Source organism: Piscinibacter sp. PDB5-1 (assembly GCF_056676035.1).
On the sequence record NZ_JBWVZL010000002.1, the window covers coordinates 791,563 to 811,371 of the forward strand.

A 19,809-nucleotide genomic window follows, 5' to 3' on the forward strand; every position below is an offset into this window, starting at 1 on the left:
GAGCCCCCCAGTCGCTTCGCTCCTGCAAACTCGGTCGCTGCTCACCGGTCCATCCTTTGCTCCCGACCCCAACACACACCCTGCTTCGCGCGCTGTTCGACGCGGCCGTCGCGCGCGCGCAGCCGGCCCACCGGCTCGCGGCGTTTCTGCCGGCGCCGCCGAAGGGCCGCACGGTCGTCGTCGGCGCGGGCAAGGCCTCGGCGGCGATGGCGGCGGCGCTCGATGCCCTGTGGCCGATGCATGCGCCGCTGTCGGGCGTGGTCGTCACGCGGCATGGCCATGTGCCGCCGGGGTTCGCGGGGCGCATCGAGGCGCTCGAAGCCGGGCACCCGCTGCCCGATGCCGCCGGGTCGGTGGCGGCGCAGCGCATCTTGGCCGCGGTGCAGGGGCTGTCGGCCGACGACCTCGTGATCGCGCTCATCTCGGGCGGTGGCTCGGCGCTGCTGGCCGCGCCGCTCGATGGCGTCACGCTGCATGACAAACAGGCGATCACGCAGGCGCTGTTGCGATGCGGCGCGCCCATCGGCGAGATCAACACCGTGCGCAAGCACCTGTCGGCCGTGAAGGGCGGCCGCTTGGGCGCGCTGTGTGCACCGGCGCGCGTGCTGAGCCTGTTGATTTCAGACGTTCCCGGCGACGCGCCCGAAGTCATCGCCAGCGGCCCCACGGTGCCCGACCCAAGCACCTGCGCCGACGCGCTGGCAGTGTTGGCACGCCACGGCATCGACGTGCCCGCCGCCGTGCACGAAGGCCTGCTCAGCGGCCGCTTCGAATCAATCAAGCCAGGCGATGCACGCTTCGACGGTCACACGCTGCATGTGGTCGCCACGCCGGCGCAGTCGCTTGAAGCGGCCGCTCAGGTGGCGCGCGCGCAAGGGCTCGCGGTGCACGTGCTGGGCGATGCGCTCGAAGGCGAATCGCGCGAACTCGGCCGTGCCCATGCCGTGCTCGCACGCGACATCGCCCAGGGCCGTCACCCCAGCTGGCGTGCGCCGTGTGTGCTGCTGTCAGGCGGCGAGACCACGGTCACGGTGCGGCACGCGCAGGGACGGGGCGGGCGGGCCGGCGAGTTCGCGCTCGGCTGCGCGTTCGAACTGCAAGGACTGCCCGGCGTGTACGCGCTGGCCGCCGACACCGATGGCATCGACGGCACCGAAGACAACGCCGGCGCGTGCATCGGCCCCGACACCCTCGCCCGCGCCCAGGCGCTGGGTCTGGACGCGCGGCAAGCGCTCGACCGAAACGACGCCTACCGCGTGTTCGAGGCGCTCGGCGATCTGGTGGTCACGGGCCCCACTTTCACCAACGTGAACGACTTTCGCGCGTTGTGGATCGCGCCGCCAGCGCCCTGATCGGCTGCGGTCAGAAGCGCATGCCCACGCCGACGCCCACGAGCAGCGGGTCCACCCGGAACTCACCCGCCTTCGCGCCGAACGACTTCACATCGCTTCGGATCTGCACCTTCTTCACATCGAAGTTGGCGTACCAGCCGGGGCTGAATTCATAGTCGAAGCCCGCTTGGACCGCGAGGCCGACGCTGCTCTTCTCGAGGCTCGGTTGCAGCAGGGCCTGCACGGCCGGCTCGAAATTCACGCTTGAAAACCGGGTGTAGTTGAGCCCAGCGCCCACATAGGGCTTGAAGGCGCCCAGCTGCGTGAAGTGGTACTGCACCGTCAGCGTGGGCGGCAGGTGCTTCAGGGTCCCGATCTTGTTGCCGCCAGAGCGCACATCGTGCTTTTGCGGCACGGTGAGGACCAGCTCTGCCGCCAGTTGTGGCGTGAAGAAGTACGAAACGTCGATCTCTGGAATGACCTTGTCGTTGATCGACAGGCCCAGACCGGTGGAATCTTTGTTCGCGCTGTCGAGGTTGACGGCGCGCGCGCGCACCATCCACGGCCCTTGCTGGGCATGGGCCGCGAGCGGCAACGCCACGCTGCTGGCCAGGGTCAGCGCCAATGCGGCGCGCTTGAGCTTGGTTGTCTTCATGATGGGCTCTGAGTGAACGAGGAAAAGCACCTCGGACCCGATTTCAAACCGCCCCCGCCCAGGTCATGTTGCGGTGCATCAACGACCTGTCGAGCGCGTGGCGCGGTGCGGAGATGCCTCCCCCGCAGGCACACGGCACACTCGCGGGATGACCTTCCGCTTCTCGCTCGTCTTCGCCGCGCTGGTAACCGGCGCGCTGCACGCGCCCGGTGCCTGGGCCCAGCCCCTGCCCACACCGCCCCAGCACACGATGGCGCAACGCCTGCAGGCCTGCACCGTGTGCCACGGCAAAGAGGGCCGCGCCACGCCTGACGGCTACTACCCGCGCATCGCGGGCAAGCCGGCCGGCTACCTCTACAACCAGTTGCTGAACTTCCGCGAGGGCCGGCGCCACCACACGACGATGACCTACTTCGTCGAGCACATGTCGGACGCTTACCTGCGCGAGATCGCCGGCCACTACGCGGCGCTCGACCTGCCCTACCCCGCACCGCAGGCCACTGACGCCTCCGCCCAAGCCTTGGCGCGTGGGCGAACACTGGCCCTGCAAGGAGATGCCACGCGGGGCTTGCCGGCCTGTGTGCAATGCCACGGCGAACGGCTCACCGGCGCGCAGCCTGCGTTGCCCGGCCTGCTGGGGTTGCCGCGCGACTACCTGCTGGCCCAACTCGGCGCCTGGCAAGGTGGCCAGCGCCGAGCCACGGCGCCCGACTGCATGGCGACGCTGGCGAAGCGCCTCGACGGCGCCGACATGGCCGCCGTCGCCGCATGGCTCGCTGCGCAGCCGGTGCCCACCGACAGCAAGCCGCAGGCGCAGCCGCCCAAGGCCCTGCCCATCGACTGTGGGAGCGGCCTCCAATGAGCCGCCGCACCGCCCCCACCGTGATGCGTGTGCTGGCCGCGCTCGGCGTCGGGATCGTCGTGCTGGCCGGCCTGGTGTTCATGCTCAACCTGCGCGGCGAAGACCCGATCACGCCTGACGAGGGGCAAAGGCCCAGTGCCGAACAGGTCGAACGCGGCGCCTACCTTGCGCTCGCGGGCAACTGCGCCGGCTGCCACACCGCACGCGGCGGCGCGCCGTACGCGGGCGGGCGCGGCATCGAGACGCCCTTCGGCACGGTGTATGCACCCAACCTCACGCCTGACCTGGAAACCGGCCTCGGCCGCTGGAGCGCATCGGCGTTCTGGCGCGCCCTGCACAACGGCCGCTCGATGGACGGCCGGCTGCTGTACCCGGCCTTCCCGTACCCCAGCTACACGCTCGTGACGCGGGAGGACTCGGACGCCCTCTTCGCCTACCTGCGCACACTGCCGCCGGTGCGCCAGGCGGCCACGCCGCATGCGCTGCGCTTTCCCTACAACCTGCAAGCATCGCTGGCCGTTTGGCGCGCGCTGTACTTCAAACCGACCGGCTTCTCGCCCGAGGCCAGCCAGAGCCCGGCCTGGAATCGCGGCGCCTACCTCGTGCGCGGGCTGGGCCACTGCGACGCCTGCCATGCAAGGCGTAACGTGCTCGGGGCTACCCGTGGCGAACACGCGCTCGGCGGTGGCCTGATCCCGATGCAGAACTGGTACGCGCCCTCGCTCACCTCGCCGCGCGAGGCGGGTGTGGGCGAATGGCAGGCCGACGAGGTGGTGTCGCTGCTCAAGACCGGCACCTCGCCGCGCGCTTCGGTGATGGGGCCGATGGCCGAGGTGGTGTTTCGCAGCACGCAGCACCTGCACGAGGCCGACCTGCGCGCGATGGCCACCTACCTTCAGGCCTTGCCGCGCAGCGAGTCGCCACGGGTCAGCGTCGAACGCGCCCCGGCCGAGCAGTTGCAGGCCGGTGAACGGGTCTATCGCGACCATTGCAGCGACTGCCACGGCGCGCAAGGCGAAGGCGTCGCGGGCGCCTACCCGCCGCTGGCCGGCAACCGCGCGGTCACGCTGCCTTCGCCCAGCAATGTGCTCAAGGCCATCCTGCACGGCGGCTTTGCGCCCACCACCCCCGGCAACCCGCGGCCACACGGCATGCCGCCCTTCGCGCGCACGCTCGATGCCGCGGAGGTGGCGGCCGTGGCGAGCTACATCCGCCAGAGCTGGGGCCACGCGGCCTCGGCAGTGGGCCCGCTCGACGTACACCGCGCACGCTGAATGCCACGCACAAGCCGCAACGCCCAAGGGCGTGGCGTGCTACGGTCTGAACCTTCCGAGGGGCCGTTTCTCTACGCTTCGATGCATCTCAAACGCGTTTTCTACGTCAGCCAGTGCGAGACCGACGCCGCCGGCGTGCAAGACATCCTCACGGTGGCGCGCGAGCGCAATGCCCTGGCCGATGTGACCGGCGCGCTGGTCTACACCGGCGGGCACTTCACGCAGTTTCTCGAAGGGCCGTCGATGGCCCTCGACACCACGCTCGCGCGCATTTCGGTCGATCGCCGCCACCGGCAGCTCACCGTGCTGGCCTGGGACGAGGTGCACGAGCGCCGCTTTGCCCAGTGGCACATGGCGCTGGTCGAGCCGGTCGGCGTCGACGATCTGCTGGGCGAGTTGATCGGCAATCGCTACCTGCCCTCCGCACGGGCCGACAGGCTCATCGCCCGCCTGTTCACGGCACCACCTCCAGACGGCCCTTGAACACATAGCCCCGGTTGGCGAGCGACTGCAAAGGCGCCACCGCTTCGCTGCCGCTCTCGATGCGGCGGCGCAAACGGTAGATGCAGGCGTGCAGCGCGGCGCTGTCATCGCTGGAGGGTGAGGCTTCGGCAGCGTCGCCCCTGCGGCCCCAGATCGCTTCGCGCAACGACTCGCGCGTGACCGCCTGCCCGTCCGCCTGGACGAAGCAGTTCAGCACGCGCAGGTCGGTCGGGCCCAGGCTGATGTGCGCGCCATCGGGCGCGATGAGGCGGCGCTGGCTGCGGTCGAGCCGCCAGCCGGGTGGCGCCTCAACGGCGCGGCCCATGCGCCGCACCAACGCGGCCAGCGCCGCCGGCCACACGGCTGCCGGCACGGTGAGCGGCAGCACCAGGTCGGCCCCGTGCTCGAAGGCAGTGGCGCATTCGGGGCCCAGACTGTCCATGGCCAGCAGCGCCGGGGCGTCGCTGCGTTTGCGCAGCAGGCGCAGCACATCGAGCGCGCTCAGGCCTTCGGGCTGCGGGTGCTCGACCAAGTAGGCCCCGGCCTCGAAGGGCTGCTCACCCAGCAGCCAGTCGTCGCCGTCGACCACGGCCTTCACCTCGACGCCCGCACGTTGCAACACACTCGCCAGACCCGCGACGCGGGGGCCGATCAGCATCACCGGCGCGACGCGAAGGGGTGCCGCAAACGCCGGCGCAGACGGGGTGGACGCGGGTTCAGCCATGGCAGGACCAAGGGTTCGGGGGCGGGCAGCGCATGACCGGAGTGTCGAGGAAGCCGGCGTGCCCGGCACAGCCTCGCGCCACGCCAAGGCGAGGTGTGTGAACAAAGGCGCGCATGTTGTCAGTTCTGACATTTATAGCATCCACTGACATCATTTCTGACATCACCATGCCGACCAACACCTCAGCGGTGGATGGTTTCAACCCGCCCCCTTTTCATCGAGTCCCCCATGACCACACTGAACTTTTTTCGCCGCTCAGTCGCCCTGCGCGTCGCCGTCACCGGGTGTCTGGGAGTCTTTGCCGCGCTGGCCGTGATCGCCGCGTTGATCAGCCACCTGCTGACAGGCCAGGCCCGCGACCATCGCGTGAACTGGCTGCGAGACGACGCCAAAGGCGTGGTGCACGCGCTGGACGCCATCGAACTCAGCTCGCGCACGCTGGTCGAGCGCTTCTATCCGAGCTTCGCGGCGCAGTTGCCGGGCCCGTATCAGCTGGACGAACGCGGCGAATTGCGCACCGCCAACGGCGTGATGAACGGCAACACCGAGGTGGTGGACCAGTTCCACAGTGAGACCACCGGCGTGGCCACCGTGTTCGCCCGGCGTGGCGAGGACTTCGTGCGCGTCACCACCTCGGTCAAGAACCCGTCGGGCGAACGGGTGGTGGGCACGCTGCTCGACCGCAACGGCGCGGCGTACGCGGCCGTCAGCCAAGGCCAGCCCTACAGCGGGCGCGCGAACCTGTTCGGGCGGGTCTACATGACGCACTACGCGCCGCTCAAAGACAGCGGCGGGCGCACCGTCGGCGTGGCCTTCATCGGCTTCGACGTCAGCGGCTTCCAGGCCGCGGTCGAGTCCGTCATGGCGGACCTGCGCTTCTTCGACACCGGCGGTGTGGTGCTGATCGACCCCCGCTCGGGCTGGGACAGCGCCGTCTTCGCCGCCCACCCCCAGTGGCGTGACCGCAAGCTTGCCGAGGTGCTGCCCGGTTCGCGCAGCTTCTTCGACGCCTTGCTGGCCACGCCCGGTCGACGCCTCGACAGCCCCGGCCTCTTGACGGCCGGCGTGGGCGACGACCGCTGGGCGGTCGGGGTGCGCAGCGCGCGCACCGGACTGTGGGCGGTCGCCGAGGTGTCCGACAACGAAGCCCTGGCCGGGCAACGCCTCGTTCTGATGGAACTGTGGGCGCTGCTGGCCGGGGCCTGCGTGGCGCTCGGCCTGGGCCTGGCCTGGATGACCCGCCGCTGGATCAGCCGCCCCCTGAGCGCCCTCGGCCAGCAGGCCCGTGCGGTGGCCGCGGGCGACCTGACGCACGCCAGCCCGGCGGCCGGCGACGACGAGGTCGGACGCCTCACCGCCGATGTCGAAGCCATGCGCCAGCGATTCGTGCAATTGCTGGCTGCCATTCGCCAATCGGCCGACTCGATCGCCGTCGCGTCGAGCCAGATCGCGCAGGGCAACCTGGACCTGAGCGGGCGCACGGAACACGCCGCATCGAGCCTGCAACAGACCGCCAGTTCGATGGAGCAACTCACCGGCACCGTGCGCCTCACCGCCGAGTCGGCCCGCGAAGCCAATGCACTCGCCAGCGAAGCCACGCACACCGCCACCAGCGGCGGGGCGGTGATGCAAGGTGCGGTGGCGACCATGCATGAGATTCACGCCAGCGCGCGCAAGATTTCCGACATTTCGGGCGTGATCGACGGCATCGCCTTCCAGACCAACATCCTCGCGCTCAACGCCGCCGTCGAAGCCGCACGCGCCGGCGAGCAAGGCCGGGGTTTTGCCGTCGTGGCGACCGAGGTGCGCACCCTGGCCCAGCGCAGTGCCGCCGCCGCACGCGAGATTCGCAGCCTGATCGAAGCCTCGGTCGAACGCATGAGCGCAGGCGCCGAGCAGGTCGAATCGGCTGGCCGCACCATGGGTGACATCGTCAGCAACGTGCGCCGGGTGAGTTCGATGATCGACGGCATCGCCAACTCGGCCAGCGAACAAAGCGACGGCATCGCCCAGGTCAACAGCGCGGTGACACAGCTCGACGAGGTCACCCAGCAAAACGCGGCGCTGGTCGAAGAATCGACCGCTGCCGCGCGCAGCCTCGAAGATCAGGCGCACCGGCTGAGCCAGCTGCTGAAAGACTTTCGCCTCGACGCCCAGGGGGCTTGAGCCGCCTGTGAGCGGGTGTCGTGGTGGGCTGGTAGCGTCGGTGCCGTGACGCCGGGTCACGTCAGCCCAGACCATCGCCCATGTGGAACCGCATCTTCGACGCCGTCGCCGCCGAGTTCGCCGATGCGCATGACATCGAGGCGATCACTCGCCTGATGGTGCGCCTGCTGGTCGCCGCGACGCTCGGCGGGGTGCTCGGCTACGAGCGCGGCCGCCTCGGCAAGACGGCCGGCCTGCGCACCCACATGCTGGTGTGCATGGGCGCGGCGCTGATGGTGCTGGTGCCGCAACAAAGCGGCATGCAGGTCGATGACATGAGCCGGGTGATCCAGGGGGTGATCGCCGGCATCGGCTTTCTCGGCGCTGGCGCCATCATCAAGAGCGACGCCAGCCACGACGTGCGCGGCCTCACCACCGCCGCCAGTGTGTGGATGACCGCCGCGATCGGCATCGCCTGCGGTCTGGGCCGCGAGACCACGGCCGCGCTGGCCACATTGCTCGCCCTCGTGGTGCTGGCGCTGTTGCCGAAGATGGGCGACCCGCAAGAGTGACGCAGGCGTGACGCGCCCCCCCCGCGAGATCGAAGGCTGCGGCCTGTCAGCGCGCCACCGGGCTTGCCGCGAGCAACTGCGCGACCACGCTGACCGCGATCACCTCGGGTTCTTTGCCGGTGATACCGGGCAGGCCGATCGGGCAGGTCATGCGCGCGATCAGCTCGGGCGCGATGCCACGCTGCTCGAAGCGGTGCACAAAACGCTGGCGTTTGGTCTTCGAGCCAATCAGGCCGAGAAAGCCGAAGTCGCCGCGCTTCAAGATGGCCTCGGTGATGCGCAGGTCGAGGTCGTGCTGGTGCGTCATCACCAGGTAATGCGCGCCGGGCGGGGCGTGCGCGACCTCGGCCTCGACGGCGTCGACCGCGAGCTTTCGGATGTGCGCCGGCCAGGCCTCGCTCGCCCCGAGCCGTGCCGGGAATTCGTCTTCGCGCTCGTCGATCCAATCGACCACCACATTCAGCGTGGCGAGCAGGTTCGCCACGGCGCGGCCCACGTGGCCCGCGCCATAGAGCTGCAGGTGAAACCGCGGCGGCGTGCGGGGCCACGGCGCGAGGTGGGCTTCGTTCAGGCGCTCGAAGCGCAGCGTCACCGCACCGCCGCAGCATTGGCCCAGCGCCGGGCCGAGCGCAAAGTGCTGCGTGTACGGCTGGTGGTCGCCACTTGCGAGCATGCGACGCGCGTGTGCAATGGCCTGCAACTCGAGGTGCCCGCCGCCGATGGTGCCGGCAGCCTCAGTGGCGCTCACCAGCATGCGCGTGCCGGCTTCGCGCGGCGCCGAGCCTTGGGTGTGGGTCACTTCGACCAGCACCGTGGGGCGCTCAGCGAACCATTGCATGGCGATGGCGTTCAGCGGCATGGTGGGTTGCGGGGTTGGCATGCGAGGGGGTTTTACCGCCAAGACGCCAAGGGAATGCCAAGGACGCAACGAAGAGAACGTCTTCTTGCATGGCCTTGGCGTGCTGGGCTGCTTTCTTGGCGTCTTGGCGTCTTGGCGGTAAGACTTCGGGCCTCACAACCAGACGGACGAGAGGCTCAAGAAGAGGCCCGCACCGCCGTCACCGCCGACAAGATGGCTTCGCTCGTGGCCGGTGCCCGCAGCGGCGGGTCCACCCGGTGCGCGCCGACCGCCGACACCGCATCGCGGATCGCCAGGAACACCGAGAACGGCAACAGCAGCGGCGGCTCGCCGACCGCCTTGCTGCGATGGATGCTGTCTTCGACGTTCTCGCACGCGAACAGCTTCACATGGAACTCGGCCGGGCAGTCGTTGGCGGTGGGGATCTTGTAGGTGCTGGGCGCGTGCGTCGTCAGCAGCCCGGTCTGCGGGTGCCACACCAGCTCTTCCATCGTCAGCCAGCCCATGCCCTGGATGAACGCGCCCTCGATCTGGCCGATGTCGAGCGCCGGGTTGAGCGAGCGGCCCACGTCGTGCAGCAGGTCGGCGCGCAAGAGCTTCCACTCGCCGGTGAGCGTGTCCACCACCACCTCGCTCACGGCCGCGCCGTAGGCGAAGTAGTAGAACGGCCGGCCCTGCATGGTTTCGCGGTTCCAGTGCAGGCCGGGCGTCGCGTAGAAGCCGTCGGACCACAGCTGCACGCGCGAGGTGTAGGCCTGCGTGGCCAGGTCGCAGAAGGCCATCTGCTGGCCGTTGACGTGGACAAGGCCATTGGCGAAGCGCACGTCACGTGCCTCGCCACCGTGCAGCGAGGCCGCCAACGCGGCGAGTCGTTCGCGTATCTGCCGTGCCGCGTCTTGCGCAGCCTTGCCGTTGAGGTCGCTGCCGGTCGAAGCGGCCGTCGCCGAGGTGTTGACGACCTTGTGCGTGTCGGTGGCCGTGACGCGCACCGCGTCGAAATCGACCCCGAGCTCGTGCGCCACCACCTGCGCCACCTTGGTGTTGAGGCCCTGGCCCATCTCGGTGCCGCCGTGGTTCACGAGGATGGAGCCGTCCGCGTACACATGCACCAGCGCCCCCGCCTGATTGAAGTGCGCCACGTTGAACGAGATGCCGAACTTCACCGGCGTGAACGCCAAACCGCGCTTGAGCACCGGGCTCGTCGCGTTGAACTGCGCGATGGCCTCGCGGCGCTCGCGGTAGCGGCTGCTTGCGACCAGCTCGTCGGTCAGCGGGTCGAGGATGTTGTCGGTGATCGTCTGGCCGTAGGGCGTGACGTGGCGCTCGGTCTGCCCGTAGTAGTTGAGGCGCCGCACGTCGAGCGCATCGCGCCCGAGCTGGCGCGCAATGCTGTCGAGGATGACCTCGACGGCGATCGCCCCCTGCGGCCCGCCGAAGCCGCGAAAGGCCGTGTTGCTCTGCGTGTTGGTCTTGCCCGAAAACCCATGCGCCACGACCTCGGGCAGCCAGTAGGCGTTGTCGAAGTGGCACAGCGCACGCGTCATCACCGGTCCCGAGAGGTCGGCCGAGTGGCCGGCCCGCGAGACCATCGTGACTTCGACGCCGAGCACGCGACCCTCGTCGTCGTAGCCCACGTCGTATTCGTACCAGAAGCAGTGTCGCCGGCCGGTGATCAAGAAGTCGTCGTCGCGGTCGAGCCGCAGCTTCACCGGCCGCCTGAGCTTGCGCGCGGCCACCGCCGCCACGCAGGCGAACAGCGCCGACTGCGACTCTTTGCCGCCGAAGCCGCCGCCCATGCGCCGGCACTCGACCTGCACGTGGTGCGCATGCAGTTGCAGCGCGTGGGCCACGAGGTTCTGCATCTCGCTCGGGTGCTGGGTCGAGCAATACACCTTCATGCCGCCGTCTTCGAGCGGCACCGCGTAGCTGATCTGGCCTTCGAGGTAGAACTGCTCTTGCCCGCCGACATCGAGCGTGCCTTGCAGGCGATGCGGCGCCGACTCGATGGCCGCACGGGCCGCGCCCTCGCGGCTTTCGCGCTTCAGGTGCATGGTCGGCAGCACGTACTGGCCCTGCGCGTGCGCGGCCTGCGGCGTCAGCACCGGCGGCAGCGGGTCGATCTGCAGCACGTCTTTGGCCTTCGCGGCGGCGCGCCGGGCCGCGTCGCGCGTGGTGGCGACCACGGCGAACGCCGGCTGGCCCAGGTAGCGCAGCTCGCCCTCGGCGAGGATGGGGTCGTCGTGCACGATGGGCCCGCAGTCGTTGGGGCCGGGGATGTCTTGCGCGGTGAGCACGTCCACCACGCCGGGCATGGCACGCACCGCATCGAGCGTGAGCCCGGTGAGGCGCCCGTGCGCCACCGGCGACAGGCCCAGCGCCACGTGCAGCGTGCCGGCGAGTTCGGGCAGGTCGTCGATGTAGGTGGCTTCACCGGCCACGTGCAGGTGGGCCGACTCGTGCGGGCGGCTCACGCCCACCCGCGCGCCGCCTTGCAGCGCCGCGTCGTCGGCGGCTTGCAACAGGCCGGGGGGAAGTTTGGGAAACGAGGCCTGGTTCATCGCGTCATGCCCCTTCGGTCGCGCCGGCCGGGCGGTGCCACACGCGCAGGGCCGCGTCGGGCAGCGGGTCGTCGCTGCGGGTTTCGAGCCAGAAGCGCAGCAAGAGGTTCTGCGCCACCTGCAGGCGGTAGGCGGCGCTCGCGCGCATGTCGGTCAAGGGCGTGAAGTCGCGTGCCAGCGCCTGCTGCGCGGCCTCGACGCTGGCCTGCGACCAGGGCTGGCCGCGCAAGGCGGCTTCGGCCTGCGCGGCGCGCTGCACGGTGGCGGCCAGGCCGCCGAAGGCCAGGCGCAGGTCTTTCACGGTGTCGCCCTCGCGTTCGAGCGCGAAGGCCCCGAACACCGCCGAGATGTCGCTGTCGAAACGCTTGCTGATCTTGTAGGCGCGCACGGTGCGGGTGAAGGCCGAGGCCGGCACGACGAGCGCCTGCACGAACTCGCCGGCCTGCAGCACGTTCGTCTGGTAGCCCGTGTAGAAGCCGTCGAGCGGCACGCGGCGCACGCGTTCGCCCTTGCGCAACTCGACGCTCGCGTCCAGCGCCATCAGCACCGGCGCGCCGTCGCCGATGGGCGAGCCGTTGGCGATGTTGCCGCCCAGCGTGCCGGCGTGGCGGATGGGCGGCGACGCGAAACGCAGCCAGGCTTCGCGCAGGCTCGGTGCGCGTTCGGCCAGCGCGGCCCAGGCGGCTTCGAGCGAAGCGCCAGCGCCGATCCACAAGCCGTCGTCTCGGGGCTCGATGGCGCGCAGCGCCTCGACCGCGCCGAGCCAGACCACATCGCCCAGGTCGCGGAACTGCTTGTTCACCCACAGGCCCACGTCGGTGCCCCCGGCCAGCAGGCGCGCGTTTGGCAGGCGCTCGCGCAGCGCGGCCAGTGCCGCCAGCGTGCGCGGCGCGTGGAAGTGATCGACCCGCGCCGGCCCCGGCTGCTGGCGGTTGAAGGCGGCGTATTGAAAGTCGTGCGGGCGGGCCAGGGCTTGCAGCGCCTGCACCACGGGCGCGGCGTCGAAGCGCGCCGACGGCAACTCGAACATGCGCTCGGCCGCGTCGAGGATGGGCCGGTAGCCCGTGCAGCGGCACAGGTTGCCGGCCAGCGCATCGGCCAGGCCCTGGCGCGGCGGGCAGGTGGGCTGCGTCTCGCGCACGAACCACATCGACATCACGAAGCCCGGGGTGCAAAAGCCGCACTGCGAGCCGTGGCAGGCGACCATCGCCTCTTGGGCCGGGTGCAGCGCACCGCCGTTCAGCACCTGCAGATCATCGACCGCGAACAAGGCCTTGCCGTCGAGCGTGGGCAGGAACTGGATGCACGCGTTGACCGTCTTCAGCGCCAGGCCCGTGGGCGCGACCGCGTCCAGCTCACCCAGCACCACCGTGCAGGCGCCGCAATCGCCTTCGTTGCAGCCCTCTTTCGTGCCGGTGCAGCGGGCGTCTTCGCGCAGCCAGTCGAGCACCGAGCGCGTCGGGTGGGCATCACTGACTTCGACCACCTGGCCACGATGAAAGAAGCGGATCGGTTGCGGGCTCACAGACGTCCTCGGCGGTGGGCTCTCGGGGGGCGTGCGGGCGGTGTCGGGCTCGGTGCTCATGTCGCCACGGTATACCGCGTTGCCGCCAGTGTGTATACGATGCCCGGATGCGGTTTCTTGCCTCGACACCCGCGCTGACGCCTCTCCACTTGCAAGCCCCGGGCCCGGTGTGGTGGCCCGAAGGCTGCTAGGGCCTGCCTTACCCATGACCACCACCCGCATCGCCCTGCGCGGCGACCTGCTCGACTTCACCGCCGCGCCCGCCTGGGGTGCAGTCGCGCCCGATGCGGTGCGCTACCGGCCCGACCACTGGCTGCTGATCGACGGTGGCCGCATCATCGGCGCGCAGGCCGACGACCCCGACGCGAGCTGGCAGCGGCACGACCACCGGGGCCGGCTGGTGATGCCGGGCTTCATCGACACGCACGTGCACATGCCGCAGATCGACGTGATCGCAAGCTACGGCGCCGAGCTGCTCGACTGGCTGAACACCTACACCTTCCCGGCCGAACGCCGCTACGCCGATGCCGACGTGGCCCAGGCCGGCGCCGCCGCCTTCACCGACGCGCTGCTGGCCCACGGCACCACCAGCGCCGTGGTGCTGCCCACCGTGCACAAGGTCAGCGCCGACGCCCTGTTCGCCGCCGCGCAGGCCCGCGGCATGCGCCTCGTGACCGGCAAGGTGCTGATGGACCGCCACGCGCCCGACGGCCTGCGCGACGACGTGGACCAGGCCGCCCGCGACTGCGTCGATCTGATCGACCGCTGGCACGGCACCGACCGCCTCGCCTACGCCGTGACCGTGCGCTTCGCCCCCACCAGCACGCCCGAGCAACTCACCATGGCCGGCGGCCTGTGCAGCAGCTACCCGGGCCTCTACATGCAGACCCACCTGGCCGAGAACCGCAGCGAAGTCGCGTGGGTGAAGGAGCTCTTCCCCAGTGCACGCAGCTACCTCGACGTGTACGCCCAGGCCGGCCTGCTGAACGCCCGCGCCGTGTTCGCCCACGGCATCTGGCTCGACGACGACGACCGCCGCGTGCTCGCCGAAGCCGGTGCACAGATCGCCCACAGCCCCAGCTCGAACCTCTTTCTCGGCAGCGGCCTCTTCAACTGGCGCGCCTGCGAAGACGCCGGTGTGGCCGTCAGCGTGGCGAGCGACGTGGGCGGCGGCACCAGCCTCTCACTGCCCCGCAACGTGGCCGACGCGTACAAGATCCAGGCCCTGGCCGGCGAACGCCTGACCGCCTGGAAAGGCCTCGACGCCTGCACCCGCGCCGCCGCCGAAGCGCTGGGTTTGTCGAACGAGATCGGGTCGCTGTCCCCCGGCTGCATGGCCGACCTGTGCGTGTGGGACTGGGCCCGCGGCAGCGTGGCCGAGCGCCGCATGGAGCGGGCCCAATCGCTGCACGAACGCGTGTTCGCCTGGATGACCTTGTGCGAAAGCGCGTGGCTGCAAACAACCTACGTGGCCGGCAAGGTGCGTTATGCGAGGTGATCACAGCCAAGCGAACGGAGCCACGCGACGTTCCCCATGTCGGTCACTCGTGGGGGCAAGGGGCAACGCCCCCCCTTTACCCCGCGCGAATCGCCACCTCGTTCGCTCGTGTTCGGGCCCCGTGTGGAGGCGTCGGAGGGGCGGGCTCTTGAGGGCCGGCGCGCGCAGCGCGCATCCACCTCTGACTTCGGGCGAATGTCTGAGCGCAGCGCCGCAGGCGCGCAGCGAGTTCTCGCACGACGGCCCTCAAGAGCCTGCACCGCAGAGCAGTCCCGCGCCAGCGGGACCGCCGGAATCGGGTCGCCTTTGGTGTGCGCGTAACTTGGCTTCGCCAAGTGAGCGCACCCCCGCTCCGCGAACTTTGCTTCCTTTCTTTGGCGAGACAAAGAAAGGAAGTGCGCTGCCGGGCGCACATCCCGGCGCCGACCCACGCAGTGCGAACGACATCACCACCCCGAGCGGCACTTCGACAGCGCAAACGGCGCCCGCGCCCCGAGACCTCGGCCACCAACCGCCATTGACATGCTCCGCCTCGAACTGAAGAACCTCAGCAAGACCTACCCCGCCGTCAAGGCCAACGACCGCGTCAGCCTGCGCGTCCAGCCCGGCGAGATCCACGCCATCCTCGGCGAGAACGGCGCCGGCAAGTCCACGCTGATGAAGATGATCTATGGCGCCGTTCGCCCCGACGAAGGCCAGGTGCTCTGGAACGGCGACGAGGTCCAGATCAAGACCCCGCAAGAGGCCCGGCAGCTGGGCATCAGCATGGTGTTCCAGCACTTCAGCCTGTTCGACACGCTGACCGTCGCCGAGAACGCGTGGCTCGGCCTCGACAAATCGCTCACGCTCGCGCAGGTCACCCAGCGCATCGAGCAGGTCGCCCGAGACTACGGCCTCGACATCGAAGCCCTGCGCCCCGTGCACACCCTGTCGGTCGGCGAACGCCAGCGCGTCGAGATCGTGCGTGCGCTGATGACGCAGCCCAAGCTGCTGATCCTCGACGAGCCCACCTCGGTGCTCACGCCGCAGGCCGTCGAGAAGCTCTTCGTCACGCTGCGCCGCATCGCCGCCGAGGGCTGCTCGATCCTCTACATCAGCCACAAGCTCGACGAGATCCGCGCGCTGTGCCACCACTGCACCGTGCTGCGCGCTGGCCGCGTCACCGGTGAGGTGGCCGACCCGAGCCAGGCCAGCAACGCCAGCCTGTCGCAGCTGATGATCGGCACCGAGCCGCCGCCGCTGCAGCACGCGGCCCGGACGCCGGGCGAGGTGGTGCTGCGGGTGCGCGACCTGTCGCTGACCCCGCAAGACCCGTTCGGCACCGCGCTGAAGGGCGTGCACTTCGACGTGCGCGCTGGTGAGGTCGTCGGCATCGCCGGCGTCTCGGGCAATGGCCAGCAAGAGCTGATGGCCGCGCTGTCGGGCGAAGACCGCCGCGCGGCGGCCGACAGCATTCGCCTCTTCGGCCAGCCGGTGGCACGGCAGTCGCCGCGTGCGCGCCGCGCCCAGGGCCTGCACTTCGTGCCCGAAGAACGGCTCGGCCGGGGTGCAGTGCCCTCGCTGTCGCTCGCACAGAACACGCTGCTGACACGCACCCACGCGGTCGGCCGCACAGGGTGGATCGACACGCGCGAAGTGCGCGCGCTCGCGCAAGGCCTGATCGACCGATTTCAGGTGAAGGCAGGCGGCCCCGAGGCGCCGGCCAAGAGCCTGTCGGGCGGCAACCTGCAGAAGTTCATCGTCGGCCGCGAGATCGACGCGAAGCCCCGGCTGCTGGTCGTCTCGCAACCCACCTGGGGCGTGGACGTGGGCGCGGCCGCGCAGATCCGCGGCGAGCTGCTGGCGCTGCGCGACGCCGGCTGTGCGCTGCTGGTGGTCAGCGAGGAGCTCGACGAGCTGTTCGAGATCAGCGACCGGCTGCTGGTGATTGCCCAGGGCCGCGTGTCGCCACCTGTCAACACGCGCGACGCCACCGTCGCGCAGATCGGCGCGTGGATGTCGGGCCTGTGGCCGCAGTCGAACGAAGGAGCCCCCGCCCATGCTGCGGCTTGAAACCCGCCCGGCACCGAGCCGGTTCATGACCTTCGCTTCGCCGCTGCTCGCGCTGGCGCTCACGGTGCTGATCGGCATCGCGCTGTTCACGCTGCTGGGCAAAGACCCGGTGCGCGGCCTGGAGGTCTTCTTCGTCGAGCCGGTCAAGAGCGCCTATGCGTGGTCCGAGCTGGCGATGAAGGCGGTGCCGCTGGCGTTGATCGCCTTGGGCCTCGCGCTGTGTTTTCGCGCCAATGTGTGGAACATCGGTGCCGAGGGGCAGTTCATCGCCGGCGCCATCGCGGCGGGTTACGTGGCGATGCAGGCCGACCAGCACAGCAGCCGCTTCATCGTTGTCACCCTCCTCGCCGCCGGTACGCTGGGCGGCATGCTGTGGGCCGGCCTGGTGGCCCTGCTGCGCGACCGCTTCAATGCGAGCGAAATTCTCGTGAGCCTGATGCTGGTCTACGTGGCCGACATGCTGCTGGCCTACCTGGTCTACGGGCCGTGGAAAGACCCGGCCGGCTACAACTTCCCGCAGACCATCACCTTCGCCGACCCAACAAAGGTGCCGCGACTCGTGCAAGGCCTGCGCGTCAACCTGGGCCTCGTGCTCGCGCTCGTCGCGGTGGCGGGCTTCTGGCTCTTCTTGTTTCGCAGCTTCGCGGGCTTTCAACTGCAGGTGGGCGGCCTCGCGCCGGCGGCGGCGCGCTACGCGGGCTTTTCGTCGCGCCGCGCGGTGTGGACGGCCCTGCTCGCCTCGGGCGGCATGGCCGGCCTGGCCGGGGCGCTCGAAGTGGCCGGGCCGCTGGGCCAGCTGACACCGCACGTGCCGGCGGGCTATGGCTTCGCGGCCATCATCGTCGCCTTCGTCGGGCGGCTGCACCCGGTGGGCATCGTGTTCTCGGCGGTGCTGATGAGCATGTTCTACATCGGGGGCGAGCTGGCGCAGTCGCGCCTGGGGCTGCCGAAGTCGCTGACGGGTGTGTTCCAGGGGCTGCTGCTGTTTGCGCTGCTGGCCTGCGACACGCTGATCCACCACCGCGTGCGCTGGGTGCGGCGCGCGCCGCAGGGCATCGCCCCGAAGGAGGCCTGATGGACGCCATCGCCCTGCTCATCGCCGCCACGCTCAGCGCCGGCACCGTGCTGGCCTTCGCGGCGCTCGGGCTCTTGATCAACGAGCGCGCAGGCATCCTCAACCTCGGGTCGGAGGGAATGATGCTGGTGGCCGCCATCGCCGGCTTCGCCGTCGCGGTGAACACCGGCAACGACTGGCTGGGCTTCGCGGCCGGGGCCGGCGCGGGGGCCGCGCTCGCGCTGGTGTTCGGACTGCTGGTGATCTGGCTCAACACCAACCAGTACGCCACCGGTCTGGCGTTGAGCCTCTTCGGCACGGGCTTCTCGGCCTTCATCGGCATCGGCTACACGCAAGAGCGGCTGGGCGAACGCGCCGGCTTCTCGGTGCCGTGGCTGGCCGACCTGCCCTTCGTCGGGCCGGCGTTCTTCAAGCAGCACCCGCTGGTGTACGCGGCGATCGCGTTGACGCTCGGGTTGATCTGGTTCTTGTACCGCTCGCGGGCGGGGCTGGTGCTGCGCGCGGTGGGCGAGTCACCCGAGTCGGCGCACGCGCTCGGGTATGCGGTGCGGCCGATTCGCCTCGCGGCCGTGGTGGTGGGCGGCGCGCTGTGCGGCGTGTCGGGCGCTTACCTGTCGGTGGTCTACACGCCGCTGTGGGTCGAGGGCATGGTGGCCGGCAAGGGCTGGATCGCGCTCGCGCTGACCACCTTCGCCACCTGGCGGCCGGCACGGGTATTGCTCGGTGCCTACCTGTTCGGCGGCGTGACCATGCTTCAGTTCCACCTGCAGGGCGAAGGTGTCGAGATCGCCAGCCAGTGGCTGACGATGCTGCCTTACCTGGCCACCATCGCCGTGCTGGTGCTGATGTCGAGCAACGCCACCTGGATTCGCGTCAACATGCCCGCCTCGCTGGGCAAGCCGTTTTCGCCGGGCGGTTGAAGCGCCCGCGTCTCAGTGCCCCATCATTTCGACCTCACCTCTTGGAGATGCCATGACACCTTTCTCGAAGCGCACCCTGTTGAAGATCGCCGGGTGGAGCGCGCTGGCCGCGACGCTGGGCCTGGCCGCCTGCGGCAAGAAAGAAGACACCCCCGTCGCCGCCGCCTCGGCCCCTGGCGCCTCGGCGCCCGCGGCCAAGCCCGAGCCGCTGAAGATCGCCTTCGCCTACGTCGGCCCGGTGGGCGACGGGGGCTGGACCTTCGCGCACGACAACGGCCGCAAGGCCATCGAGAAAGAGTTCGGCGACAAGGTCGTCACGAGCTTCGTCGCGAGCGTGCCCGAGGCGGCCGACGCCGAGCGGGTCTTCCGTGACATGGTCGGCCAGGGCAACAAGCTGATCTTCGGCACCACCTTCGGCTACATGGAGCCCATGCTCAAGGTCGCGACCGACGCGAAAGACGTGAAGTTCGAGCACGCCACGGGCTTCAAGACGGCCGAGAACATGCGCGCCTACGACAGCCGCACCTACGAAGGTGCATACATGGCCGGAGTCATCGCCGGCGCGATGACCAAGACCAACACGCTGGGCGTGGTGGGCTCGGTGCCGATTCCCGAGGTCATCCGCAACATCAACAGCTTCACGCTGGGCGCGCAGAGCGTGAACCCGAAGATCAAGACCAAGGTGGTCTGGGTCAACAAGTGGTTCGACCCGCCGAAAGAGACCGAAGCCGCGCAGTCGCTGATCAACGGCGGAGCCGATGTGCTGTTCCAGAACACCGACTCGTCGGCCGTGCTGCAGACGGCGGGCAAGGCCGGCAAGATGGCCTTCGGCTGGGACAGCGACATGTCTTCGTACGCGCCCGAGGCGCACCTCGCCTCGGCCATCATCAACTGGGCGCCGTACTACATCAAGGCCACCGGCGACGCGCTCAACGGCACCTGGAGCACCGGCAGCGTGTGGTGGGGCGTGAAAGAAGGCGCCATCGACATCGTGTCGATCTCGGACAAGGTGCCGGCCGACATCAAGGCCAAGGTCGAAGCGGTGAAAGGCGGCCTGAAGGACGGCAGCTTCGCCATCTGGAAGGGCCCCATCAAGGGCCAGGACGGCAAGGACGTGCTGAAAGACGGCGAGACCGCCGACGACAAGTTTCTCTCGGGCATCAACTTCTACGTGAAGGGCGTGGAAGGCAAGGTGCCGGGCGGCAAGTGAGCCTTCGTCCAGTTCAACCATGATCACGGGGCCGCGTTGTGCGGCCTCTTTCGTCATTGCCCCGGG

The 19,809-nt window shown here is 69.8% G+C and carries 16 protein-coding genes; 11 read left to right on the plus strand and 5 right to left on the minus strand.

The annotated features are described in order from the left end of the window. The first annotated feature begins 56 nt into the window (after window positions 1–56). On the plus strand, window positions 57–1,352 hold the full coding sequence (locus AC1KAT_RS10950; protein ID WP_480325714.1) for a glycerate kinase type-2 family protein: 1,296 nt from the start codon (window positions 57–59) through the stop codon (window positions 1,350–1,352). A 10-nt stretch (window positions 1,353–1,362) separates the two neighbouring features. Here the strand turns inward: AC1KAT_RS10950 and AC1KAT_RS10955 are convergent, their stop codons facing one another. After that, a complete protein-coding gene (locus AC1KAT_RS10955; RefSeq protein WP_480325716.1) occupies window positions 1,363–1,986 on the minus strand; it encodes an OmpW/AlkL family protein in 624 nt (207 codons plus the stop codon). 148 nt (window positions 1,987–2,134) lie between these two features. Here AC1KAT_RS10955 and AC1KAT_RS10960 point away from each other — a divergent pair, with 148 nt between their 5' ends. From AC1KAT_RS10960 to AC1KAT_RS10970, 3 genes are all read left to right on the plus strand, one after another. Beyond that, complete coding sequence (locus tag AC1KAT_RS10960; RefSeq protein WP_480325718.1) at window positions 2,135–2,848, plus strand: c-type cytochrome; 714 nt, start codon at window positions 2,135–2,137, stop codon at window positions 2,846–2,848. Then, a complete protein-coding gene (locus tag AC1KAT_RS10965; RefSeq protein ID WP_480325719.1) occupies window positions 2,845–4,122 on the plus strand; it encodes a cytochrome c in 1,278 nt (425 codons plus the stop codon). The genes AC1KAT_RS10960 and AC1KAT_RS10965 overlap by 4 nt, the downstream gene beginning before the upstream one ends. Window positions 4,123–4,203: 81 nt before the next feature. Next, complete coding sequence (locus AC1KAT_RS10970) at window positions 4,204–4,605, plus strand: BLUF domain-containing protein (protein ID WP_480325721.1); 402 nt, start codon at window positions 4,204–4,206, stop codon at window positions 4,603–4,605. Here AC1KAT_RS10970 and AC1KAT_RS10975 read toward each other — a convergent pair. Further along, entirely contained in the window at window positions 4,577–5,329 is a 753-nt protein-coding gene (locus AC1KAT_RS10975) for a winged helix-turn-helix domain-containing protein (RefSeq protein WP_480325723.1), read from the minus strand. The two genes, AC1KAT_RS10970 and AC1KAT_RS10975, sit on opposite strands and share 29 nt — an antisense overlap. Before the next feature lie 228 nt (window positions 5,330–5,557). On the opposite strand from AC1KAT_RS10975, the gene AC1KAT_RS10980 reads away from it, so the two are divergent. After that, complete coding sequence (locus AC1KAT_RS10980; protein WP_480325725.1) at window positions 5,558–7,495, plus strand: methyl-accepting chemotaxis protein; 1,938 nt, start codon at window positions 5,558–5,560, stop codon at window positions 7,493–7,495. A gap of 80 nt (window positions 7,496–7,575) precedes the next feature. Further along, on the plus strand, window positions 7,576–8,046 hold the full coding sequence (locus tag AC1KAT_RS10985) for an MgtC/SapB family protein (RefSeq protein WP_480325727.1): 471 nt from the start codon (window positions 7,576–7,578) through the stop codon (window positions 8,044–8,046). A gap of 46 nt (window positions 8,047–8,092) precedes the next feature. Here the strand turns inward: AC1KAT_RS10985 and xdhC are convergent, their stop codons facing one another. The 3 genes from xdhC to xdhA all read right to left on the minus strand — a co-directional run bounded on the left by xdhC (window position 8,093) and on the right by xdhA (window position 13,048). Further along, entirely contained in the window at window positions 8,093–8,905 is an 813-nt protein-coding gene (gene xdhC / locus AC1KAT_RS10990) for a xanthine dehydrogenase accessory protein XdhC (protein WP_480325729.1), read from the minus strand. A 176-nt stretch (window positions 8,906–9,081) separates the two neighbouring features. Continuing rightward, window positions 9,082–11,463, minus strand: a complete 2,382-nt coding sequence (gene xdhB, locus AC1KAT_RS10995; RefSeq protein WP_480325731.1) for a xanthine dehydrogenase molybdopterin binding subunit — start codon at window positions 11,461–11,463, stop codon at window positions 9,082–9,084. 4 nt (window positions 11,464–11,467) lie between these two features. Then, on the minus strand, window positions 11,468–13,048 hold the full coding sequence (gene xdhA, locus AC1KAT_RS11000; RefSeq protein ID WP_480325733.1) for a xanthine dehydrogenase small subunit: 1,581 nt from the start codon (window positions 13,046–13,048) through the stop codon (window positions 11,468–11,470). Window positions 13,049–13,193: 145 nt separating this feature from the next. On the opposite strand from xdhA, the gene guaD reads away from it, so the two are divergent. The 5 genes from guaD (at window position 13,194) to AC1KAT_RS11025 (ending at window position 19,743) form a co-directional block, all read left to right on the plus strand. Next, window positions 13,194–14,486, plus strand: coding sequence for a guanine deaminase (gene guaD, locus AC1KAT_RS11005; protein WP_480325735.1), 1,293 nt, complete (start codon window positions 13,194–13,196; stop codon window positions 14,484–14,486). A 522-nt stretch (window positions 14,487–15,008) separates the two neighbouring features. Next, entirely contained in the window at window positions 15,009–16,538 is a 1,530-nt protein-coding gene (locus tag AC1KAT_RS11010) for an ABC transporter ATP-binding protein (protein WP_480325737.1), read from the plus strand. Then, the gene (locus AC1KAT_RS11015; RefSeq protein WP_480325739.1) at window positions 16,525–17,613 is read left to right on the plus strand and encodes an ABC transporter permease; all 1,089 of its coding nucleotides are present in this window, start codon (window positions 16,525–16,527) and stop codon (window positions 17,611–17,613) included. The genes AC1KAT_RS11010 and AC1KAT_RS11015 overlap by 14 nt, the downstream gene beginning before the upstream one ends. Continuing rightward, a complete protein-coding gene (locus AC1KAT_RS11020) occupies window positions 17,613–18,533 on the plus strand; it encodes an ABC transporter permease (RefSeq protein ID WP_480325741.1) in 921 nt (306 codons plus the stop codon). The genes AC1KAT_RS11015 and AC1KAT_RS11020 overlap by 1 nt, the downstream gene beginning before the upstream one ends. Window positions 18,534–18,585: 52 nt before the next feature. Further along, entirely contained in the window at window positions 18,586–19,743 is a 1,158-nt protein-coding gene (locus AC1KAT_RS11025) for a BMP family ABC transporter substrate-binding protein (protein ID WP_480325743.1), read from the plus strand. Window positions 19,744–19,809 lie beyond the last annotated feature (66 nt).